Below are 15,142 nucleotides of genomic sequence, written 5' to 3'. Positions count from 1 at the left end.
GACAGACTTCTCGCCTGCGGCGGATCGCGGCGATCGCGGCAGGGCTCGTCGCGGCATCCATGATGCTGAGCGGATGCCTGTACGCGATGATCCCGGAGGGCGCGGCCCCCCGTCCGTCGGTGACGAACACCCCGGACACCGAGGGCGTGTCCGCTGAGCTTCTGCCGTACTACGAGCAGACGCTCGAGTGGACTCAGTGCGACAGAGGGGGCGCGGCCTTCGACTGCACCTACGTCAACGCTCCGCTCGATTGGGAGAACCCCGGCGACGGCGACATCCAGCTCTCGATCGTGCGGCACCAGGCGGCCGGAACGCCGGCCGGGTCGCTGCTGACGAACCCGGGCGGGCCAGGAGCGAGCGGCCGCGACTTCATCCTCGACAACCTCAGCTACGCCGTGAGCACCGACCTCGCCGACAACTACGACGTGATCGGGTTCGACCCCCGGGGCGTCGGTGATTCCACCGCCGTCCGCTGCTTCGACGCGGCGGGCATGGACGCGTACCTCTACGACATCCCGGCATCCTCCCGCGGTACCGCGGAGTGGGAGGCGGAGCTGACTCAGCGCAACAAGGCGTTCGCCGAGGCGTGCGATGCGAACAGCGAAGGCATCCTGCCGTTCATCACGACGGTGAACTCGGCACGCGACATGGACCTGATCCGCGGGGTCCTTGGTGACAAGCAGCTCAACTATCTCGGCTACTCGTACGGCACGTTCCTCGGAGCGACCTATGCCGACCTGTATCCGCAGAAGGCCGGTCGTCTCGTGCTCGACGGCGCCATCGATCCGGCCGTCTCCGGGATGAACGTCGGCACCACCCAGGCGCTCGGCTTCGAGTCCGCGCTCCGCGCATACATGCAGGACTGCCTGGACTCCGGGTCGTGCCCGTTCAACGGCACTGTCGACGAGGCGATGGCAGACCTCGGCGCGCTGTTGGCAGCTGTCGACCGCACGCCGCTGAAGAACGACGACGGGCGGATGCTCGGCGCGGATTCGCTCATGACCGGCATCATCGCCGCGCTGTACTCGGCAGACAGCTGGACCTACCTCACCCAGGCCCTCGACGGCGCCCTGCAGGGCGATCCGTACACGGCGTTCGTGCTCGCCGACTTCTACAACGCCCGCGAGGACGGCACGTACCTCGACAACTCGAGTGAGGCGTTCAGGGCGTACAACTGCATGGACTATCCGGTGGAGGATGATCAGGCGGCGCAGGACGCCGCCGACGCGAAGATCGCTGCCGGGGCTCCGACGATCGCCCCGTACTGGAGCGGTCCTGATTCCTGCGAGGTCTGGCCGTACCCGCCGACGGGCACGCGCGGAGAGATCCATGCCGAAGGCGCAGGTCCCATCCTCGTGGTCGGTACGACCAACGACCCCGCGACGCCGTACGAATGGTCCGTCTCGCTCGCGAAGCAGCTCGAAGAGGGTGTCCTCATCACGCGCGTCGGCGAGGGGCACACCGGCTACAACAAGGGCAACGTCTGCGTGGACAGCGCCGTCGACGTGTACTTCCTCGATGACACCGTGCCCGATGCCGACGTGAAGTGCGACTGATTCGCGATAGCGGCGTCGACACGGTAATATCGTTGATCGCGCCGCTTCTGCGACGCACGCCGCTTTAGCTCAGTCGGCAGAGCATTTCACTCGTAATGAAAAGGTCGTCAGTTCGATTCTGACAAGCGGCTCCACAAGCCCCGTGATGCGAAGAGCATCACGGGGCTTCTTCGTCTCCCGCGGAGCCGAAGAGGTCAGCCGAGCCGCTCAGCGAGCGCCACGATGATGCCCTCCGGCCCGCGCACGTACGTCATCAGCCAGTAGTTCTCGTATTCGCCGATGCCGCCGTCCAGGTGGTAGCCGGCTGCTGTGAGTCGCTCGACCATCTCGCGCAGCCCTGTGACCTCGAACGCGACACTGCGGATGCCGATCTCGTTCGCCATCGCCTCCGGTTGTCCTGCGCCCGGGGCTGGGCGCTCGAACGTCGACAACTCGATCCCTGTACCGCCTCCGGGTGCGTGCAGCATCACGATCGTCGTCTTCGCGTCGGGGATGCCGCACACGGTGTCGAGGAACTCTCCTTCCATGGGCATCGGTCCGCCCTCGATCTCCAGTCCGAGATCGAGGAAGAACTTCGTGGCGGCATCCAGATCGGAGACGGTGATACCGACATGGTCGAATCGCTTGATGGCAGACATGCGGCGATTCTTCTCCACCGGACAGCAGATATCCACGGGTCTCGACGGGAGCGTACGCTCGAATCATGAGCCGAGCACTCCTCATCGTCGACGTGCAGAACGATTTCACCGAAGGCGGCGCGCTTGCGGTCGCCGGAGGGGATGCCGTGGCCTCCGCCGTCTCGGAGTTCCTGTCGGCCCACGCGCCCGAGTATGACGTGATCATGGCTTCCCGCGACTGGCATGAAGCGGACAGCGACAACGGAGGACACTTCGCCGAGGCGCCCGACTTCATCGGCACCTGGCCGGTGCACTGCGTGGCAGACACCGCCGGCGCCGAGTACGACCCGCTGCTGGCGACGGATGCCGTCACGCATCACGTCCGCAAGGGCCAGGGCGTGCCGGCGTACTCGATGTTCGAAGGCGGGACCGAGGACGGCGCGACCGCTGCGGCTGTGCTGGGGGAGCACGGGGTGCTCGCTGCCGACGTCGTCGGGATCGCGACCGACCACTGCGTCCGGGCATCGGCGCTCGACGCCATCGCCCACGGCGTGCACGTGCGGGTGCTGACAGACCTGGTCGCCGGGGTGGATCAGGCGTCCAGCGATGCGGCACTCGCCGAGCTCGCCCACGCTGGGGCGGAGCTCGTCCGCAGCGACGAGGCGTTCGAGAGCCCGGCCTCGTGAGCCGCAGCGTTCTGCTGCTGCGCGCCGTGAACGTCTCGGGCCGTAACAGCGTCCCGATGGCGCGGCTCCGCGAGGTGCTGGCATCCGAGACCGACCTGCAGAACGTTTCGACGTACATCGCGAGCGGCAACATCATCTGCGACACTCCTGCCGACCCGGCCGCGGCGTGTGCAGGCGTGCGGAAGGTCATCGCCGCCGATTTCGGCGTCGACACCCCCGTCATCCCGCGCACGCACGACGAGCTCGTGGCGGCGCTGGAATCGCATCCGTTCGCAGACGGGGCTGAGAAGCTCGTGCACGCGATGTTCCTCGAAGCGGAGCCGTCAGACGGGGCCGTTGAGGCGCTGCGGGGACGCGCAGTTCCGGGGGAGGAGGTCGAACTCGTCGGACGCGACCTCTGGATCAGTTACAGCGAGAACGGCGTCCACGCGACGAAGCTCACCAAGGCGGTGCTCGACCGCGCGCTCGGCGTCGCCGGTACGGCCAGGAACCTCCGTACGACGCGCAAGCTCGCCGAACTCACAGCGTGACCCGGTACCCCGCGACGATCGCTCACGCGGTCGAACACGAGACGGTGATCAAGAAGTCCCGGTTCATCGCGTTCGTCGCCCCCGTCGCATCGCCGGAGGAAGCGGATGCGGTGATCGCCGCCGTCAAGAAGCGTACGTGGGATGCCAGGCACAACTGCTCGGCGCACGTGACCGGTTCCCTGGGGGAGCGGGCGCGCTCGTCGGATGACGGTGAGCCATCGGGGACCGCTGGCGTTCCGATGCTCGAGGTGCTTCGACGACGCGAGCTCACCGACCTCGTCGCCGTGGTGACGCGCTACTTCGGCGGGGTCAAGCTCGGTGCCGGCGGACTCGTCAGGGCGTACTCATCGGCTGTGTCGGAGGCGCTCGATCTCGCGGTGCTCGTCGACCGGCGAATGCTCACCGGGGTCGAAGTGGCGGTGATGCACGCGGATGCCGGACGCTTCGAGAACCTGCTTCGGGAGTGGATGCAGGGCCGGGATGCCGTGCTCGACGACCCCGTCTACGCCAGTCGTGCGACCTTCACGCTCTGGGTCGCGCCGGACGAACTCGATGCGCTCCGTGCAGAGGTGGCCGCGGCATCCGCCGGCGCTGTGCCGGTGCATCCGACCGGCGTGGAGCGCCTCATCGACGTGCCGCGGTCATGATGCAGTGTCGACGCTGCGGCTGAGGGCGACGGGTGGCAGCTGCGGCCTCGACTGCAGGTCGACGCGCCTCGCGCTGCATGCTGCGCAGCGCACGTAGGTCACGATGCCTTCGCTGGTGCGATGCCTCGACTCGGTGAGCCAGGCGTGCTCGTGCATCGTGAGGGTCGTCTGCTGGGGGATCGGCCGAGTGTGCAGTGTGGTCATGAGACCAGCGTGATGTAATGGTCTTATGCATCTCAACCCTTACGGTGAGTACGCGGTGCTGCTGGCAGCGTCTCTCGCGAACGAGTGGCCGGACGACCGGCAGGGTATCGAGGATCGCACTCTGGATCTCGGCATGACCATGACGTTCCCGCCGGCGCAGGACGACCACGCCCGTGTGCGCGACGTGATCGACGACTGGCTCCGAATCGTCGACGAGCCGGATCACACTGCTCGCGCCGAGCTGCTGAACGTGCAGCTCGCTCAGGCGGCTGCCTACCCGCGGCTCACCGATCACGACGGTGAGGGCTGGCATCTGCACTATCGCGACGACGTGCAATCACTGCCGTACGTGCTGCGCGCGATCATCAGCGTCGGCACCTCACTGCACCTGGTCACACGTGGCATGGACCGGCTCGGACGATGCGCTGCAGCGCCCTGCACGAACGTCGTGGTCGACGTCACGCGCAACGGCCGGCAGAGATTCTGCTCCGTGCGATGCGCGAACCGCGCCGCAGTGCGCCGGCACCGGGCGCGCCAGTGAGCACAGTCACAGGCCTCGTCCGTGCATCGCGGCGGACCGCCAGTTGCGCCCCATGCGCTGGTACGTGACGATCGCATGGCAATTGCGGCAGCGAACGTCGCACTTGCCAATCTCCTCGACGACTGTTCGAGTGCTGAATCCATCGCGCACGAGTTTCATCACGGCGTCACGTTTCGATGTTCCTGGACGATGGTCGAAGTCGAGAACTCGGAGGTCGGCGTTGCCGCAGTCTATGCAGGGATGGGCCAGGAGGAACTCGGATTGAAGTCGGTCAACGGTCTGACCCTCCGGCAGGTGCCGCATTTCTTCATGGCGTCACACTAACGCCGGGGTCAGACGTAATTGCGGTGGGCCCCATGGGGCTCGAACCCATGACCCGCGGATTAACATGCCACTTCGGCTTTCGCCGCCGTCCAATGGACGTTCGTGGTCTGGACTGTCCCTTCACCCTGGCTTGCGCTGTAGGTGCCACCCGTCCAGTCTCTACACCTTCCGGACTTTCATCCGGCTTGGCTCGGGATTGCCAACTGGTCTCCCAGGAAGGGTTCCCCGACTTTGAGTGGTGTCATCCCCGGAGTTTCCCCCGAGGCGCTCCTATTTTTTGTTGAAGTCCGATGCTCTGCCAACTGAGCTAGAGGCCCGCGTATGCGAGTCTATCGGTTCTTCTCGAGGCCCAGCCACGCGCCGGCGGCGACGACCAGTGCGGCCGTCCCCGTCGCGAGCGTCGGCTGCATCACCGGCAGGAACAACGGCGAATGGTTGGCCGGGATGTCGGAGAACACCGTGCCTCTGCGCTCGGCCTCGGCCCAGGCATCCGGATCCGTGCCGCCGATCGACCAGTACGTGTAAGGAGCGCCGAGGGCGCGTGGCACGTCGCTGAAGTCCTCGCTGGCGGTCTGCAGCTCCATGGGCAGCGCGCGATCGCCGAAGTGCTCGGTGAACGCGAGAGCCACGCGCGTCGTCGCAGCATGATCGTTCTCGGTGAGCGGGAAGCTATCGTGCACCTCGATGGTGGGCTCCTTCGGCGAGCCGCTCGCCTGGCTCTCTCCACGGGCGATCCGCTCGATCGCCTCGAGCATGTGGGCGCGGGTCGCATCGGTGTAGGTGCGGAGGTTCAACTCGAGCACGGCGTCATCCGGGATGATGTTGCTCTTCGACCCCGCCCTGATGCTGCCTACCGTCAGCACCGCCGGCTCGGTCGGCGCGATCTCGCGCGAGACGACCGTCTGCAGCCGCACCACGATGAGGGCGGCCAGCACCACCGGGTCGACCGTCTTCTGAGGCATCGACCCGTGTCCGCCCCTCCCGAACACGGTGATCCGCACGCTGTCGGCGCTGGAGAGCACCGGGCCCGGCCGGGTCAGGACTGTGCCTGCGGGGCCGGGGAGCACATGCTGCCCGAGCGCGACGTCGGGTTTCGGGATGATGCCGGCCAGCCCGTCATCCAGCATCCCCCTCGCCCCGTCGCCCGTCTCCTCCGCCGGCTGGAACAGCGCCACCAGCGTCCCCTGCCACGAGTCCTGATGCGCGGCGAGCAGCCGCGCGGCGCCCAGAAGGCAGGCGACGTGCACGTCATGCCCGCACGCGTGCATCACGGCATCCACCGTGCTCGCGTACTCGACGCCGGTCGCCTCCGTGATCGGCAGAGCGTCCATGTCGGCGCGCATCAGCACGGTCGCACCATCCCCGTTGCGCAGGATGCCGACGACTCCCGTTCCGCCGATGCCGGTGTGCACCTCGAAACCCCACTCGGTCAGCCGCTGGGCGACCTCGCCCGCGGTCCGCATCTCGTGGTGCGAAAGCTCGGGATGCGCGTGCAGGTCGCGGTACAGCGCCTCCTGATCCTCTCGGATGGAGTCGTAGTCGTTCAGGATGCCGACGGCGATGCTCATTCGGATGCCCTTCCTCTTCTCGGCTGTCCCTGCGCGTGCGGGATGCGCCAGCGGAATCGCAGCGACAGCACGCGGAACACGAAGACGACGATCGCCGCAGCCAGCACCGTCGCGATGTTCGGGAGCACGGTGAACCAGAGGACAGCGACGATCGCGGCCCCCAGGAACGCCGGCACGGCGTACAGATCGGAGGAGTTGAACAGCTGCGGATCGCGGTTGGCGACGACGTCGCGCAGCAGCCCTCCGCCGACGCCTGTGGTGACGCCGAGCAGCATCCCGGCGACCGGGTTCATCCCTGCTTCGAGCGCCTTGACCGTCCCGGTCGTGCAGAACAGCGCGAGGCCCGCCGCGTCGAAGATCAGCAGCGGGCGCGAGTAGCGTTCGATGCCGCCTGCGAGGAAGAACACCAGCACGGCGGCCGCGACAGGAGCGGCGAGATGGACCGGTTCGGCGAACGCGGTCGGGGGGACGCCGATGATCAGGTCGCGGATCACGCCGCCGCCGAGCCCGGTCAGGCTTCCCAGCAGCAGCGAGCCGACGATGTCGTAGCCGCGCTGCGCGGCCAGAAGCGACCCGGAGATCGCGAAGAAGAAGGTTCCCAGCAGATCGGCCGTCAACGCCCAGTTCATGCGCGTGTGCCGCCGTCATCCGCTGAGAACCGCATGAGGCAAGGATATGCGGCGCGCCCCGTCGCGAGAACGAAGGGCGCGCCGCATGGGTGGGTCACTCAGCCGGCGGCATGAGGACCGAGTCGATCAGGTACACGGTGGCGTTCGCGGTCTGCACACCACCGCAGACGATGTTGGCGTCGTTCACCATCCACATGTCTCCCTCACCCGTGACCTCGAGGTCGGCGCCCTGCACGGTCTTGTGCATGCCGGCGATGTCGGCGGGCTCGATCTGACCGGGGACGACGTGGTACGTCAGGATCGACGAGAGCATGTCCGAGTCGGTCTTCAGCGTCTCGATCGTGGCGGGGTCGATCTTCGCGAAGGCGTCGTCGACCGGCGCGAACACCGTGAACTCGTCGCCGTTGAGCGTATCGACGAGGTTCACGTCGGGGTTGAGCTCTCCGCTCACTGCCGAGACGAGCGTGGTCAGCATCGGGTTGTTGGATGCTGCGACCGCGACGGGATCCTGCGACATGCCCTGGATGGAACCTGCGCCATCCGGCACGGCCTCAGCGTAGGCCTCGCAGCCGGGGCCGACGAGGTTGGCGGCCGGGTCCATCGTGTCGGGTGCGGCCTCAGACGTCTCCGGTGCGGACGGCTCGGTGGACTCCTCGGCCGTGCTGCCGCCGCCCATCGAACATCCGGCCAGCAAGAGCACGCTGGCGAATCCGAGCGACAGTGCTGCGGTCATCTTCTTCTTGGTGCTGAACATCTCTACCTCCGGGGTTCGGAGCCGCGACATCTCCGCGGCGTTGATTGCTGTTCGGAACCCCCGGCGGTTCGGATGGGAAGAATCTCAGATTCGTTTCGGTCAATCCGAATGACCCTCGACGCCGAAGAACTCGCAACAGAAGCGAGGAGCTCATGGACCTGGTACTCATCGGCCTGCTCGGAGGGCTCATCACCGGCATCTCGCCGTGCATCCTGCCCGTCCTGCCCGTCATCTTCCTGACCGGAGGCGCGCAGTCCGCGAGCTTCGAAGGTGCCGGCGAGGTGATCCCTGCGCGCCGAAGCCGCCCGTATCTAGTGATCGCCGGGCTCGTCCTCAGCTTCACCCTCGTCACGCTCGTCGGCTCGCTGATCCTCGGATTGCTGGGACTCCCGCAGGACGTGCTGCGCTGGGCGGGCATCATCGTGCTGATCATCATCGGCGTCGGCCTGCTCATCCCGCGGTTCGAGCAGCTGCTCGAGAAGCCCTTCCAGTGGCTGCCGCGCAAAGAGGTCAAGAACCAGGGGAGCGGTTTCGGCGTCGGGCTCGCGCTCGGAGCGGTGTTCGTGCCGTGTGCCGGGCCCGTGCTCGCCGCGATCATCGTGGCCGGGTCCACCGGGCAGATCGGCCCTGGAACAGTTCTGCTCACGGTGTCGTTCTCGATCGGCGTCGCAGTTCCGCTGCTGATCTTCGCACTGGCCGGCCGCAGCGTCGTGAACCGCATCCGTGCCTTCCGCACCCGCGAGCGCGGCCTGCGGATCGCCGCCGGCATCGCGATGATCGCGCTCGCCGTCGGCCTCGTGTTCAATGTGCCGCAGATGCTGCAGCGGCTGCTGCCTGACTACACCGCTCCGCTGCAGCAGGAGCTCACCGAGAACGACGCCGCAGAAGAGGCGCTCGGCCTCGGCGGCCTCGTCAACGACGAGAACCGGGACCTCGACAAGTGCACGAGCGGTGCGGAAGAGCTCGAGTCCTGCGGCACCGCGCCGTCGATCCGCGGGATCGAGCAATGGCTCAACACTCCTGACGGTGAGGCGATCGAACTCGACGACCTGCGCGGCCAGGTCGTGCTCATCGACTTCTGGGCGTACTCGTGCATCAACTGCCAGCGGTCCATCCCGCATGTGGTCGGCTGGGACGAGACCTATCGCGACGCCGGCCTGCAGGTCATCGGCATCCATTCGCCGGAGTACGCGTTCGAGAAGGACGCCGGAAACGTCGCGGCCGGCATCCGCGATTTCGGGATCGAGTATCCCGTCGCACTCGACAACACCCTCTCGACCTGGACCAACTACCGCAACCGCTACTGGCCGGCGCACTACCTGATCGACGCCGAGGGCACCGTGCGGCACATCTCGTTCGGCGAGGGCAACTACGAGGCCACTGAGAAGATGATCCGCGAGCTTCTCGTCGACGCCGATCCCGACGTCCGGCTTCCCGCCGAATCCGGCGTGGAGGACGAGACGCCGGAGCTCGGCTCGACGACGCCTGAGACATTCCTCGGGTCGTCCAAGGACGTCAACTACGGCGGCGGGGACGAGTACGGCGCGGGGACGTCGGAGTTCTCCTTCCCCGCGGACCAGGACGAGGACACGTTCGCGCTCGACGGCACGTGGGAGATCGCGTCGCAGTACGCCACACCGGCAGAATCCGGCGCCGAAGTGCGTCTCAGGTATCGGGCGTCCGAGGTGCGGATGGTGCTGGCCGGCGAGGGCGAGGTCACTGTGACCGCTGACGGCGACAGCCGCACGATCGACGTCTCGGGAACCCCGCGATCGTATCGCCTGCTCCAGGGGGAGCCGGGTTCGGGGGAGCTGACGGTGCAGATCCCCGAGGGCATCCAGGCCTACTCGTTCACCTTCGGATGAGCTGATGATCGGTGAGTGGTCAGGGCGAAGGGGATTGATACGGCATGCTTGTGGAGATGGTGATCGACGGTGTGGACGTGCCGGAGGACGGTTCGGCGGGGGATCCCGTCGCCGATCTCCTGGTCAGCGTCGCGCGCGGAGACCAGCGGGCGTTCGCCGAACTCTACGATCTGCTCTCCTCGCGCGTGTTCGGACTCATCCTCCGCGTGCTCGTCAACCGCGCGCAGAGCGAAGAGGTGCTCCAGGAAGTGTTCCTGGAGATCTGGCAATCCGCTGGCCGGTTCGCTCCGAACAAGGGGCAAGGACGCACCTGGGTTCTCACGATGGCCCACCGCCGCGCGGTCGATCGTGTGAGGGCGTCGCAGTCCAGCACGGATCGGGACGTCCGGGCCGGGATCCGAGACGTCGCGGTTTCCCACGACAGCGTCGCCGAGCAAGTGGAGCTGAGCATCGAGGGCGAGCGGGTCGTGACAGCCCTGAGAACGCTGCCCGAGCCGCAGCGTGAGGCGATCGTGCTGTCGTACTACGGCGGTTACAGTCAGAGCGAGATCTCCGTGCTCATCGGTGCTCCGCTGGGAACGGTCAAGACGAGGATGAGAGACGGACTCTCACGACTGAGGAACGAGATGGGGGTGAACGCATGAACGAGAACGAGTTCGCTGAGCTCGCGGCAGGTCGCGCCCTGCACGCGCTGTCGGATGCTGACGAGCGCCGCTATGCGGACGCCCTCGCCGCGCATCCCGAATGGGCGGCCATCGCCGAACACGACGCCGAGACGGCTGCGCTCCTGGCTGATGCCGCGCAGGCGTCCGTGCCGCCCGCCGGCATCAGAGACGCCCTGCTCGCGAAGATCGCCGTGACTCCTCAGACGGATGCCGCTGAACCCGCGCCCGCGCGCACGTCTGCGCCCGGACCCGCTTCTGCGCCCGATTCCGCGGAGCGTCCGCGGCGCTGGAGCCGCCGACTGTTCACGCTCGCCGCATCCGTCGTCCTGGTCCTGGGACTCGGCATCGGCGCCGCTGTTCTCATCCCGCAGCTCGTGCAGCCGGCATCCGTGGTGGCACTCGAGAAGATCGAAGCGGCGTCCGACGCGCAGCAGGCCACCGTCGAACTCGAGTCGGGTGCTGAGGCGACGGCCCACTGGTCCGCATCCGTCGGCAGTGCGGTCCTCGTCACCGCTGGGCTGGATGCTCTGGACGAAGACCAGACCTACCAGCTCTGGTTCGTCCGCGGTGAAGAAGCGCTCCCCGCAGGGCTCTTCGAGACGGAGGCGGGCGCGGCCACCGCGCTGCTGGACGGCGCCATGCACGAGGGCGACGTGATCGCCGTCACCGTGGAGCAGGCCGGCGGATCCCCGACCGGGCTCCCCACCACGGATCCGATCATCGCGATCCCCACCGCCTGAAGCGCGAGTAGCCTGGACGGATGCCTGAGCATCACCGGCCCATTCGTCGACCCACTGCGGCGTTCGACAACCTCGTCGGCTCAACCGATTCGGCTGAGGCCATGAGGGTCGCGCACGCCACGGCGTCCGCGCTGCTCATGCGCGCGCGCGAGGATGAGAGCGGCGAGAGCACTGAGCGCCTGATCGCCTTCACCGCGGAGCACGGCATCGACGACATCGCCGAGCTGTGGGCGCAGGCACCTGCTGTGTCGCTGCCGGGCGCGTTGTGGCGGTTGTACCTGCTGCAACTGGCGATACACACGGATCCGCAGACCTCTGCGCTGCTGTACGAGCGAGGGCGTGTCGAGCTGGCGTCGGCGGATGCCGTCGTCGCAGGGGCGCCGGTGCCGGCGAGCCCGGAAGAGATCGTCGCGCTGATCGACACGATTCTGCGCGGCGCGTTCCGCGGGGACTTCTCCGTCGCGCTCGAGCGGGCGGCCGCGTTCTGCCGGGTGCAGGTGTCGGGCGCGACGTATCTTGCCGACGACTACGACGCCACGGAGCCTGACCGGGCGACAGAGCTGACCGCCAGGGCGCGCAGGCTGCACCTGTACGCGAACGACCTGACCGCGGCGGCGATGCTGTGGCGGGCCGACGCGCTCGCCTGAACGGACGGCCCGACCTGTCGCACCCGGGCCCGTGCGTGCACAGCTTCGGATGCCGGAGGTGACACGCCGTGCGATCGCTCAGGTCGGCGGCGTGTCGTCGTCCACGTCCGAAGTTGTGCCCGGCTCCGGCCCGTTCGCGGGATCGGCTCTCGCCCCGAAAAAGGAAGACCGGGCCGCAAGAACGCCTCTCGGCGGAAGGCCGCTCTAAGCGGCAGAAGTTGGAGCCCGGGGTTATGCGGCCCGGCCACTTCAGTGTAACGTCCCCGCGCCCTGGGTATTCCTGAGTGGCCGTAGAGTCTTCTCATGGCCCAGCGCTTCGCTCTGATTCTCGACCCAGCCGATGCCGCTGAGGAGCGCGCCGACTTCTCCGACACCTTCACGGTGGTGGATGCCGGGGCGCCGGCGCTCAGCGTGAGCGAACTGAGCACCCAGCGCGGCGACGGCGTCTTCGAGTCGATCGGCGTGATCGATGCGCACGCGCAGGAGGTCGTGCCGCACCTGGAGCGCTTGGCGAATTCCGCCCGGATCTGCGATCTGCCGGCGCCGAACCTGGAGCAGTGGCGTCAGGCGGTCGCCGTGGCCGCTGCGGAATGCCCTGCCGGCGAGTGGGTCATCAAACTGATCCTCAGCAGGGGAGTGGAGCACGGCCCGACGCCGACCGCCTGGGTGACGGCCGCCCCAGCGGCGGTCTTCACCGCGGTGCGAACATCGGGAGTCTCCGTCGTAACGCTGGACCGCGGCTACCCGCTCGACGTTGCAGAGCGCGCGCCGTGGCTGCTCCTCGGAGCCAAGACACTGTCGTACGCCGTGAACATGGCGGCGCTCCGCGAGGCGCACCGCCGGGGCGCCGATGACGCCGTGTTCCTCTCCAGCGACGGCTTCGTGCTCGAGGCGCCGACGGCATCCCTCATTCTGCGCTTCGGCGACCGATTCGTCACACCGGTGCCGAGCGGCGGCATCCTGCAGGGCACGACGCAGCTCAGCGTTTACGAGTACCTGGAGGGGCGCGGGTTCGAGGCGGGCTACGAGCAGGTGCCTGCGTCGCGGATCGCCGAGGCGGATGCCGCATGGCTCGTCTCGAGCGTCCGCCTGGCCGCGCCCATCACGGCCGTCGACGATCGCCCGCTGCCCGTCGACCATGCGCTGACCGAGTCCCTGAACCAGTACCTCCTCTCTCCCCGCGACTGACCCGGCGGTCGGCGTCCCCCCGCCCCGGCCCTGGCCCCTGGCGTGCATAACTTCGGATGCCGGGGACGACACGCCGCGACTCGGGCTGCAGCCGCGGCGTGTCGAACGACCCGGCCCGAAGTTGTGCACGGGGAGGTGTGGGGTCAGGTGGTGGGGTGAGCGGCCATGGCAGCGAGGATCGCGCGTTCGACGGCATCCCAGTCGTGGACGATCATGGCGTAGTCGAAGCGCAGCGTCACGTAGCCCCACGCAGCGGAGTTCGCGTCTCTGACGAGATCCTTGTGCCGATGGCTCTCGCCGTCGTGGTTCTCCTTGCCGTCGGCCTCGACGATCAGCCATCCGTCGATGAGGAAGTCGACCTTGCCGGTGCCGAAGATCCATACCTGGCACTGCAGATCCCAGCCGTGATGCCTCGTTCGCAACCGGATGAGCGACTCCAGACCGCTGTCCGCGTCGTCGCGGGAGAACTCGATCAGATCCTGGCCGCGACGATCGATCAGGCGGTGCAACCGCCGCAGAGCCGGCGCGGAGATGAGGCCTTTCCTGCGGGCGGACTCCAGCGCGACGAAGAAGCCCTCTCCGCCGCGGCATCCGTAGACCTGGAGGAGCACGCGTTCGACTGCGGGCAAGCCGAAGGCGGATGGGGCGTCGGCGTGATCCCAGTGCGGTGTGCAGTCGCACTCGGCCTTCTCGCCGTGCTCGTACTGATGGCGGTCCCCGCGCATCCACACGTGCACGCCGTCGACGTCGTCGAGCACCCAGAGGCCGAGATGACGGGCCGCGCTCTCGCACGCGAGCGAACCGCCGTGCGCAGCGGCATCCACAGCATCCGTGCACGCGTCGACGCCGGCATAGACGCCTCGGCGCACCCGGCGGAGGAGTCCGACGGAGTGCTGCGACTCGATCTCGCGTCGGCTGAGGTCACCGCGCAGCTCGGCATAGGTCCAGATCGCCGGGGCCCAGGTCTCGCACATGCCGCTGAGCCTGCAGCATCCGTCAGTCTCTCTGCGGTCTGCTTCGCACATTCCGTGGAGCATCGGCTCATTCGCCTCATTGTGCAGAGCAACTCGCCCCGAGCACGACTTCGGATCCAAACGGCGACACGCCGCCGATCAGAGCGATCGTGCGGCGTGTCGTGTGCGGCATCCGAAGTTGTGCCCGGGAGCGCGGATGGCGGCCCGGCGGCGGGGCCGGGCCTACCCGAAGCGGCCGGAGACGTAGTCCTCTGTGGCCTGCACTGACGGAGTCGTGAAGATCGTGGCGGTGTCGTCGTACTCGATGAGCTTGCCGGGCTTGCCGGTGCCGGCGATGTTGAAGAACGCCGTGCGGTCCGACACCCGCGAGGCCTGCTGCATGTTGTGCGTCACGATGACGACCGTGTACTGGCTCTTGATCTCGGCGATGAGCTCCTCGATCGCGAAGGTCGAGATCGGGTCCAGGGCCGAGCACGGCTCGTCCATGAGGATGACGTCGGGGGAGACGGCGATCGCGCGAGCGATGCACAGACGCTGCTGCTGACCACCCGAGAGGCCGGAACCCGGCTTGTCGAGACGGTCCTTGACCTCGTTCCACAGGTTCGCGCCGCGCAGCGACTTCTCCACGAGGGCGTCCTGGTCGGACTTCGCCATGCGCGAGTTGTTCAGCTTGACCCCGGCGAGCACGTTCTCCTTGATCGACATCGTCGGGAACGGGTTGGGGCGCTGGAACACCATGCCGACCTGGCGGCGCACGAGCACGGGGTCGACACCCGGCCCGTAGAGGTTCTTGCCGTCGATGAGCACCTCGCCCTCGACACGGGCACGCGGAATGACCTCGTGCATGCGGTTGAGGGTGCGCAGGAACGTCGACTTGCCGCAGCCGGACGGGCCGATGAACGCCGTCACCGTGTTCGGCTTGATGTCGATGCTGACGCCCTCGACGGCGAGGAAGTCGCCGTAGTAGACGTTGAGGTCGTTGACTTCAATGCTCTTTGACACTGGAA

General features: G+C 67.5%; 18 protein-coding genes and 1 tRNA gene. 12 read left to right on the top strand and 7 right to left on the bottom strand.

Features of this window, described 5'->3' with window-relative positions; genetic code table 11:
- Positions 1-59 precede the first annotated feature (59 nt).
- Both LQZ87_RS11530 and LQZ87_RS11525 read left to right on the top strand, forming a co-directional pair.
- Complete coding sequence (locus LQZ87_RS11530; protein WP_230103677.1) at positions 60-1,556, top strand: alpha/beta hydrolase; 1,497 nt, start codon at positions 60-62, stop codon at positions 1,554-1,556.
- A gap of 58 nt (positions 1,557-1,614) precedes the next feature.
- A tRNA-Thr gene (locus LQZ87_RS11525) sits at positions 1,615-1,690 on the top strand.
- Positions 1,691-1,750: 60 nt separating this feature from the next.
- Here the strand turns inward: LQZ87_RS11525 and LQZ87_RS11520 are convergent.
- Positions 1,751-2,194, bottom strand: coding sequence for a VOC family protein (locus tag LQZ87_RS11520; protein WP_230103615.1), 444 nt, complete (start codon positions 2,192-2,194; stop codon positions 1,751-1,753).
- 65 nt (positions 2,195-2,259) lie between these two features.
- Here LQZ87_RS11520 and LQZ87_RS11515 point away from each other — a divergent pair, with 65 nt between their 5' ends.
- The 3 genes from LQZ87_RS11515 to LQZ87_RS11505 are packed head-to-tail and all read left to right on the top strand — an operon-like array spanning position 2,260 to position 4,036.
- Positions 2,260-2,859, top strand: a complete 600-nt coding sequence (locus tag LQZ87_RS11515; RefSeq protein WP_230103614.1) for an isochorismatase family protein — start codon at positions 2,260-2,262, stop codon at positions 2,857-2,859.
- Positions 2,856-3,389 carry a DUF1697 domain-containing protein gene (locus tag LQZ87_RS11510; RefSeq protein WP_230103613.1) on the top strand — a complete coding sequence of 178 codons (534 nt, stop codon included), beginning with the start codon at positions 2,856-2,858 and terminating at the stop codon, positions 3,387-3,389. Before LQZ87_RS11515 ends, LQZ87_RS11510 begins: the two co-directional genes overlap by 4 nt.
- Positions 3,386-4,036 carry a YigZ family protein gene (locus tag LQZ87_RS11505; RefSeq protein WP_230103612.1) on the top strand — a complete coding sequence of 217 codons (651 nt, stop codon included), beginning with the start codon at positions 3,386-3,388 and terminating at the stop codon, positions 4,034-4,036. The genes LQZ87_RS11510 and LQZ87_RS11505 overlap by 4 nt, the downstream gene beginning before the upstream one ends.
- Here the strand turns inward: LQZ87_RS11505 and LQZ87_RS11500 are convergent.
- Positions 4,031-4,240 (bottom strand): hypothetical protein, encoded by a 210-nt coding sequence (locus tag LQZ87_RS11500; protein WP_230103611.1) that lies wholly within the window; start codon positions 4,238-4,240, stop codon positions 4,031-4,033. The two genes, LQZ87_RS11505 and LQZ87_RS11500, sit on opposite strands and share 6 nt — an antisense overlap.
- Positions 4,241-4,265: 25 nt before the next feature.
- Here LQZ87_RS11500 and LQZ87_RS11495 point away from each other — a divergent pair, with 25 nt between their 5' ends.
- Together LQZ87_RS11495 and LQZ87_RS11490 are read left to right on the top strand one after the other, a co-directional pair.
- Positions 4,266-4,781 carry a CGNR zinc finger domain-containing protein gene (locus LQZ87_RS11495; RefSeq protein WP_230103610.1) on the top strand — a complete coding sequence of 172 codons (516 nt, stop codon included), beginning with the start codon at positions 4,266-4,268 and terminating at the stop codon, positions 4,779-4,781.
- A gap of 75 nt (positions 4,782-4,856) precedes the next feature.
- The gene (locus tag LQZ87_RS11490) at positions 4,857-5,105 is read left to right on the top strand and encodes a hypothetical protein (protein WP_230103609.1); all 249 of its coding nucleotides are present in this window, start codon (positions 4,857-4,859) and stop codon (positions 5,103-5,105) included.
- A 329-nt stretch (positions 5,106-5,434) separates the two neighbouring features.
- Here LQZ87_RS11490 and LQZ87_RS11485 read toward each other — a convergent pair whose 3' ends face one another.
- The 3 genes from LQZ87_RS11485 to LQZ87_RS11475 form a co-directional block, all read right to left on the bottom strand.
- The gene (locus LQZ87_RS11485) at positions 5,435-6,673 is read right to left on the bottom strand and encodes an amidohydrolase (RefSeq protein WP_230103608.1); all 1,239 of its coding nucleotides are present in this window, start codon (positions 6,671-6,673) and stop codon (positions 5,435-5,437) included.
- Positions 6,670-7,302, bottom strand: coding sequence for a TRIC cation channel family protein (locus LQZ87_RS11480; RefSeq protein ID WP_230103607.1), 633 nt, complete (start codon positions 7,300-7,302; stop codon positions 6,670-6,672). Before LQZ87_RS11480 ends, LQZ87_RS11485 begins: the two co-directional genes overlap by 4 nt.
- A gap of 94 nt (positions 7,303-7,396) precedes the next feature.
- Positions 7,397-8,056 carry a fasciclin domain-containing protein gene (locus LQZ87_RS11475; protein WP_230103606.1) on the bottom strand — a complete coding sequence of 220 codons (660 nt, stop codon included), beginning with the start codon at positions 8,054-8,056 and terminating at the stop codon, positions 7,397-7,399.
- A gap of 152 nt (positions 8,057-8,208) precedes the next feature.
- Here LQZ87_RS11475 and LQZ87_RS11470 point away from each other — a divergent pair, with 152 nt between their 5' ends.
- The 5 genes from LQZ87_RS11470 to LQZ87_RS11450 all read left to right on the top strand — a co-directional run bounded on the left by LQZ87_RS11470 (position 8,209) and on the right by LQZ87_RS11450 (position 13,161).
- Positions 8,209-9,921 (top strand): cytochrome c biogenesis protein DipZ, encoded by a 1,713-nt coding sequence (locus LQZ87_RS11470; protein ID WP_230103605.1) that lies wholly within the window; start codon positions 8,209-8,211, stop codon positions 9,919-9,921.
- A gap of 44 nt (positions 9,922-9,965) precedes the next feature.
- Positions 9,966-10,565: an ECF RNA polymerase sigma factor SigK gene (gene sigK / locus LQZ87_RS11465; protein WP_230103604.1), complete on the top strand. Its 600-nt coding sequence runs from the start codon at positions 9,966-9,968 to the stop codon at positions 10,563-10,565.
- Positions 10,562-11,326: an anti-sigma factor gene (locus LQZ87_RS11460; protein ID WP_230103603.1), complete on the top strand. Its 765-nt coding sequence runs from the start codon at positions 10,562-10,564 to the stop codon at positions 11,324-11,326. The genes sigK and LQZ87_RS11460 overlap by 4 nt, the downstream gene beginning before the upstream one ends.
- Before the next feature lie 20 nt (positions 11,327-11,346).
- Complete coding sequence (locus LQZ87_RS11455) at positions 11,347-11,973, top strand: DNA-directed RNA polymerase subunit beta (RefSeq protein WP_230103602.1); 627 nt, start codon at positions 11,347-11,349, stop codon at positions 11,971-11,973.
- Between the two features lie 303 nt (positions 11,974-12,276).
- On the top strand, positions 12,277-13,161 hold the full coding sequence (locus tag LQZ87_RS11450; protein ID WP_230103601.1) for an aminodeoxychorismate lyase: 885 nt from the start codon (positions 12,277-12,279) through the stop codon (positions 13,159-13,161).
- A gap of 143 nt (positions 13,162-13,304) precedes the next feature.
- Here LQZ87_RS11450 and LQZ87_RS11445 read toward each other — a convergent pair whose 3' ends face one another.
- Together LQZ87_RS11445 and pstB are read right to left on the bottom strand one after the other, a co-directional pair.
- On the bottom strand, positions 13,305-14,135 hold the full coding sequence (locus LQZ87_RS11445) for a DUF559 domain-containing protein (RefSeq protein ID WP_230103600.1): 831 nt from the start codon (positions 14,133-14,135) through the stop codon (positions 13,305-13,307).
- Positions 14,136-14,357: 222 nt separating this feature from the next.
- Complete coding sequence (gene pstB, locus LQZ87_RS11440; protein WP_230103599.1) at positions 14,358-15,137, bottom strand: phosphate ABC transporter ATP-binding protein PstB; 780 nt, start codon at positions 15,135-15,137, stop codon at positions 14,358-14,360.
- Positions 15,138-15,142 lie beyond the last annotated feature (5 nt).

The sequence above is a fragment of the Microbacterium sp. Bi121 genome (assembly GCF_918698005.1).
Lineage (GTDB): Bacteria > Actinomycetota > Actinomycetes > Actinomycetales > Microbacteriaceae > Microbacterium.
This window is presented reverse-complemented; position numbering and strand designations above follow the sequence as displayed.

What these genes read in the sequence shown, in the direction of transcription:
- LQZ87_RS11530 (WP_230103677.1), top strand. Translation starts at nt 60, where the DNA reads ATGATGCTGAGCGGATGCCTGTACGCGATGATCCCGGAGGGCGCGGCC.
- LQZ87_RS11520 (WP_230103615.1), bottom strand. Translation starts at nt 2,194, where the DNA reads ATGTCTGCCATCAAGCGATTCGACCATGTCGGTATCACCGTCTCCGAT.
- LQZ87_RS11515 (WP_230103614.1), top strand. Translation starts at nt 2,260, where the DNA reads ATGAGCCGAGCACTCCTCATCGTCGACGTGCAGAACGATTTCACCGAA.
- LQZ87_RS11500 (WP_230103611.1), bottom strand. Translation starts at nt 4,240, where the DNA reads ATGACCACACTGCACACTCGGCCGATCCCCCAGCAGACGACCCTCACG.
- LQZ87_RS11495 (WP_230103610.1), top strand. Translation starts at nt 4,266, where the DNA reads ATGCATCTCAACCCTTACGGTGAGTACGCGGTGCTGCTGGCAGCGTCT.
- LQZ87_RS11490 (WP_230103609.1), top strand. Translation starts at nt 4,857, where the DNA reads ATGGCAATTGCGGCAGCGAACGTCGCACTTGCCAATCTCCTCGACGAC.
- LQZ87_RS11485 (WP_230103608.1), bottom strand. Translation starts at nt 6,673, where the DNA reads ATGAGCATCGCCGTCGGCATCCTGAACGACTACGACTCCATCCGAGAG.
- LQZ87_RS11480 (WP_230103607.1), bottom strand. Translation starts at nt 7,302, where the DNA reads ATGAACTGGGCGTTGACGGCCGATCTGCTGGGAACCTTCTTCTTCGCG.
- LQZ87_RS11475 (WP_230103606.1), bottom strand. Translation starts at nt 8,056, where the DNA reads ATGTTCAGCACCAAGAAGAAGATGACCGCAGCACTGTCGCTCGGATTC.
- LQZ87_RS11470 (WP_230103605.1), top strand. Translation starts at nt 8,209, where the DNA reads ATGGACCTGGTACTCATCGGCCTGCTCGGAGGGCTCATCACCGGCATC.
- sigK (WP_230103604.1), top strand. Translation starts at nt 9,966, where the DNA reads ATGCTTGTGGAGATGGTGATCGACGGTGTGGACGTGCCGGAGGACGGT.
- LQZ87_RS11460 (WP_230103603.1), top strand. Translation starts at nt 10,562, where the DNA reads ATGAACGAGAACGAGTTCGCTGAGCTCGCGGCAGGTCGCGCCCTGCAC.
- LQZ87_RS11455 (WP_230103602.1), top strand. Translation starts at nt 11,347, where the DNA reads ATGCCTGAGCATCACCGGCCCATTCGTCGACCCACTGCGGCGTTCGAC.
- LQZ87_RS11450 (WP_230103601.1), top strand. Translation starts at nt 12,277, where the DNA reads ATGGCCCAGCGCTTCGCTCTGATTCTCGACCCAGCCGATGCCGCTGAG.
- LQZ87_RS11445 (WP_230103600.1), bottom strand. Translation starts at nt 14,135, where the DNA reads ATGTGCGAGACCTGGGCCCCGGCGATCTGGACCTATGCCGAGCTGCGC.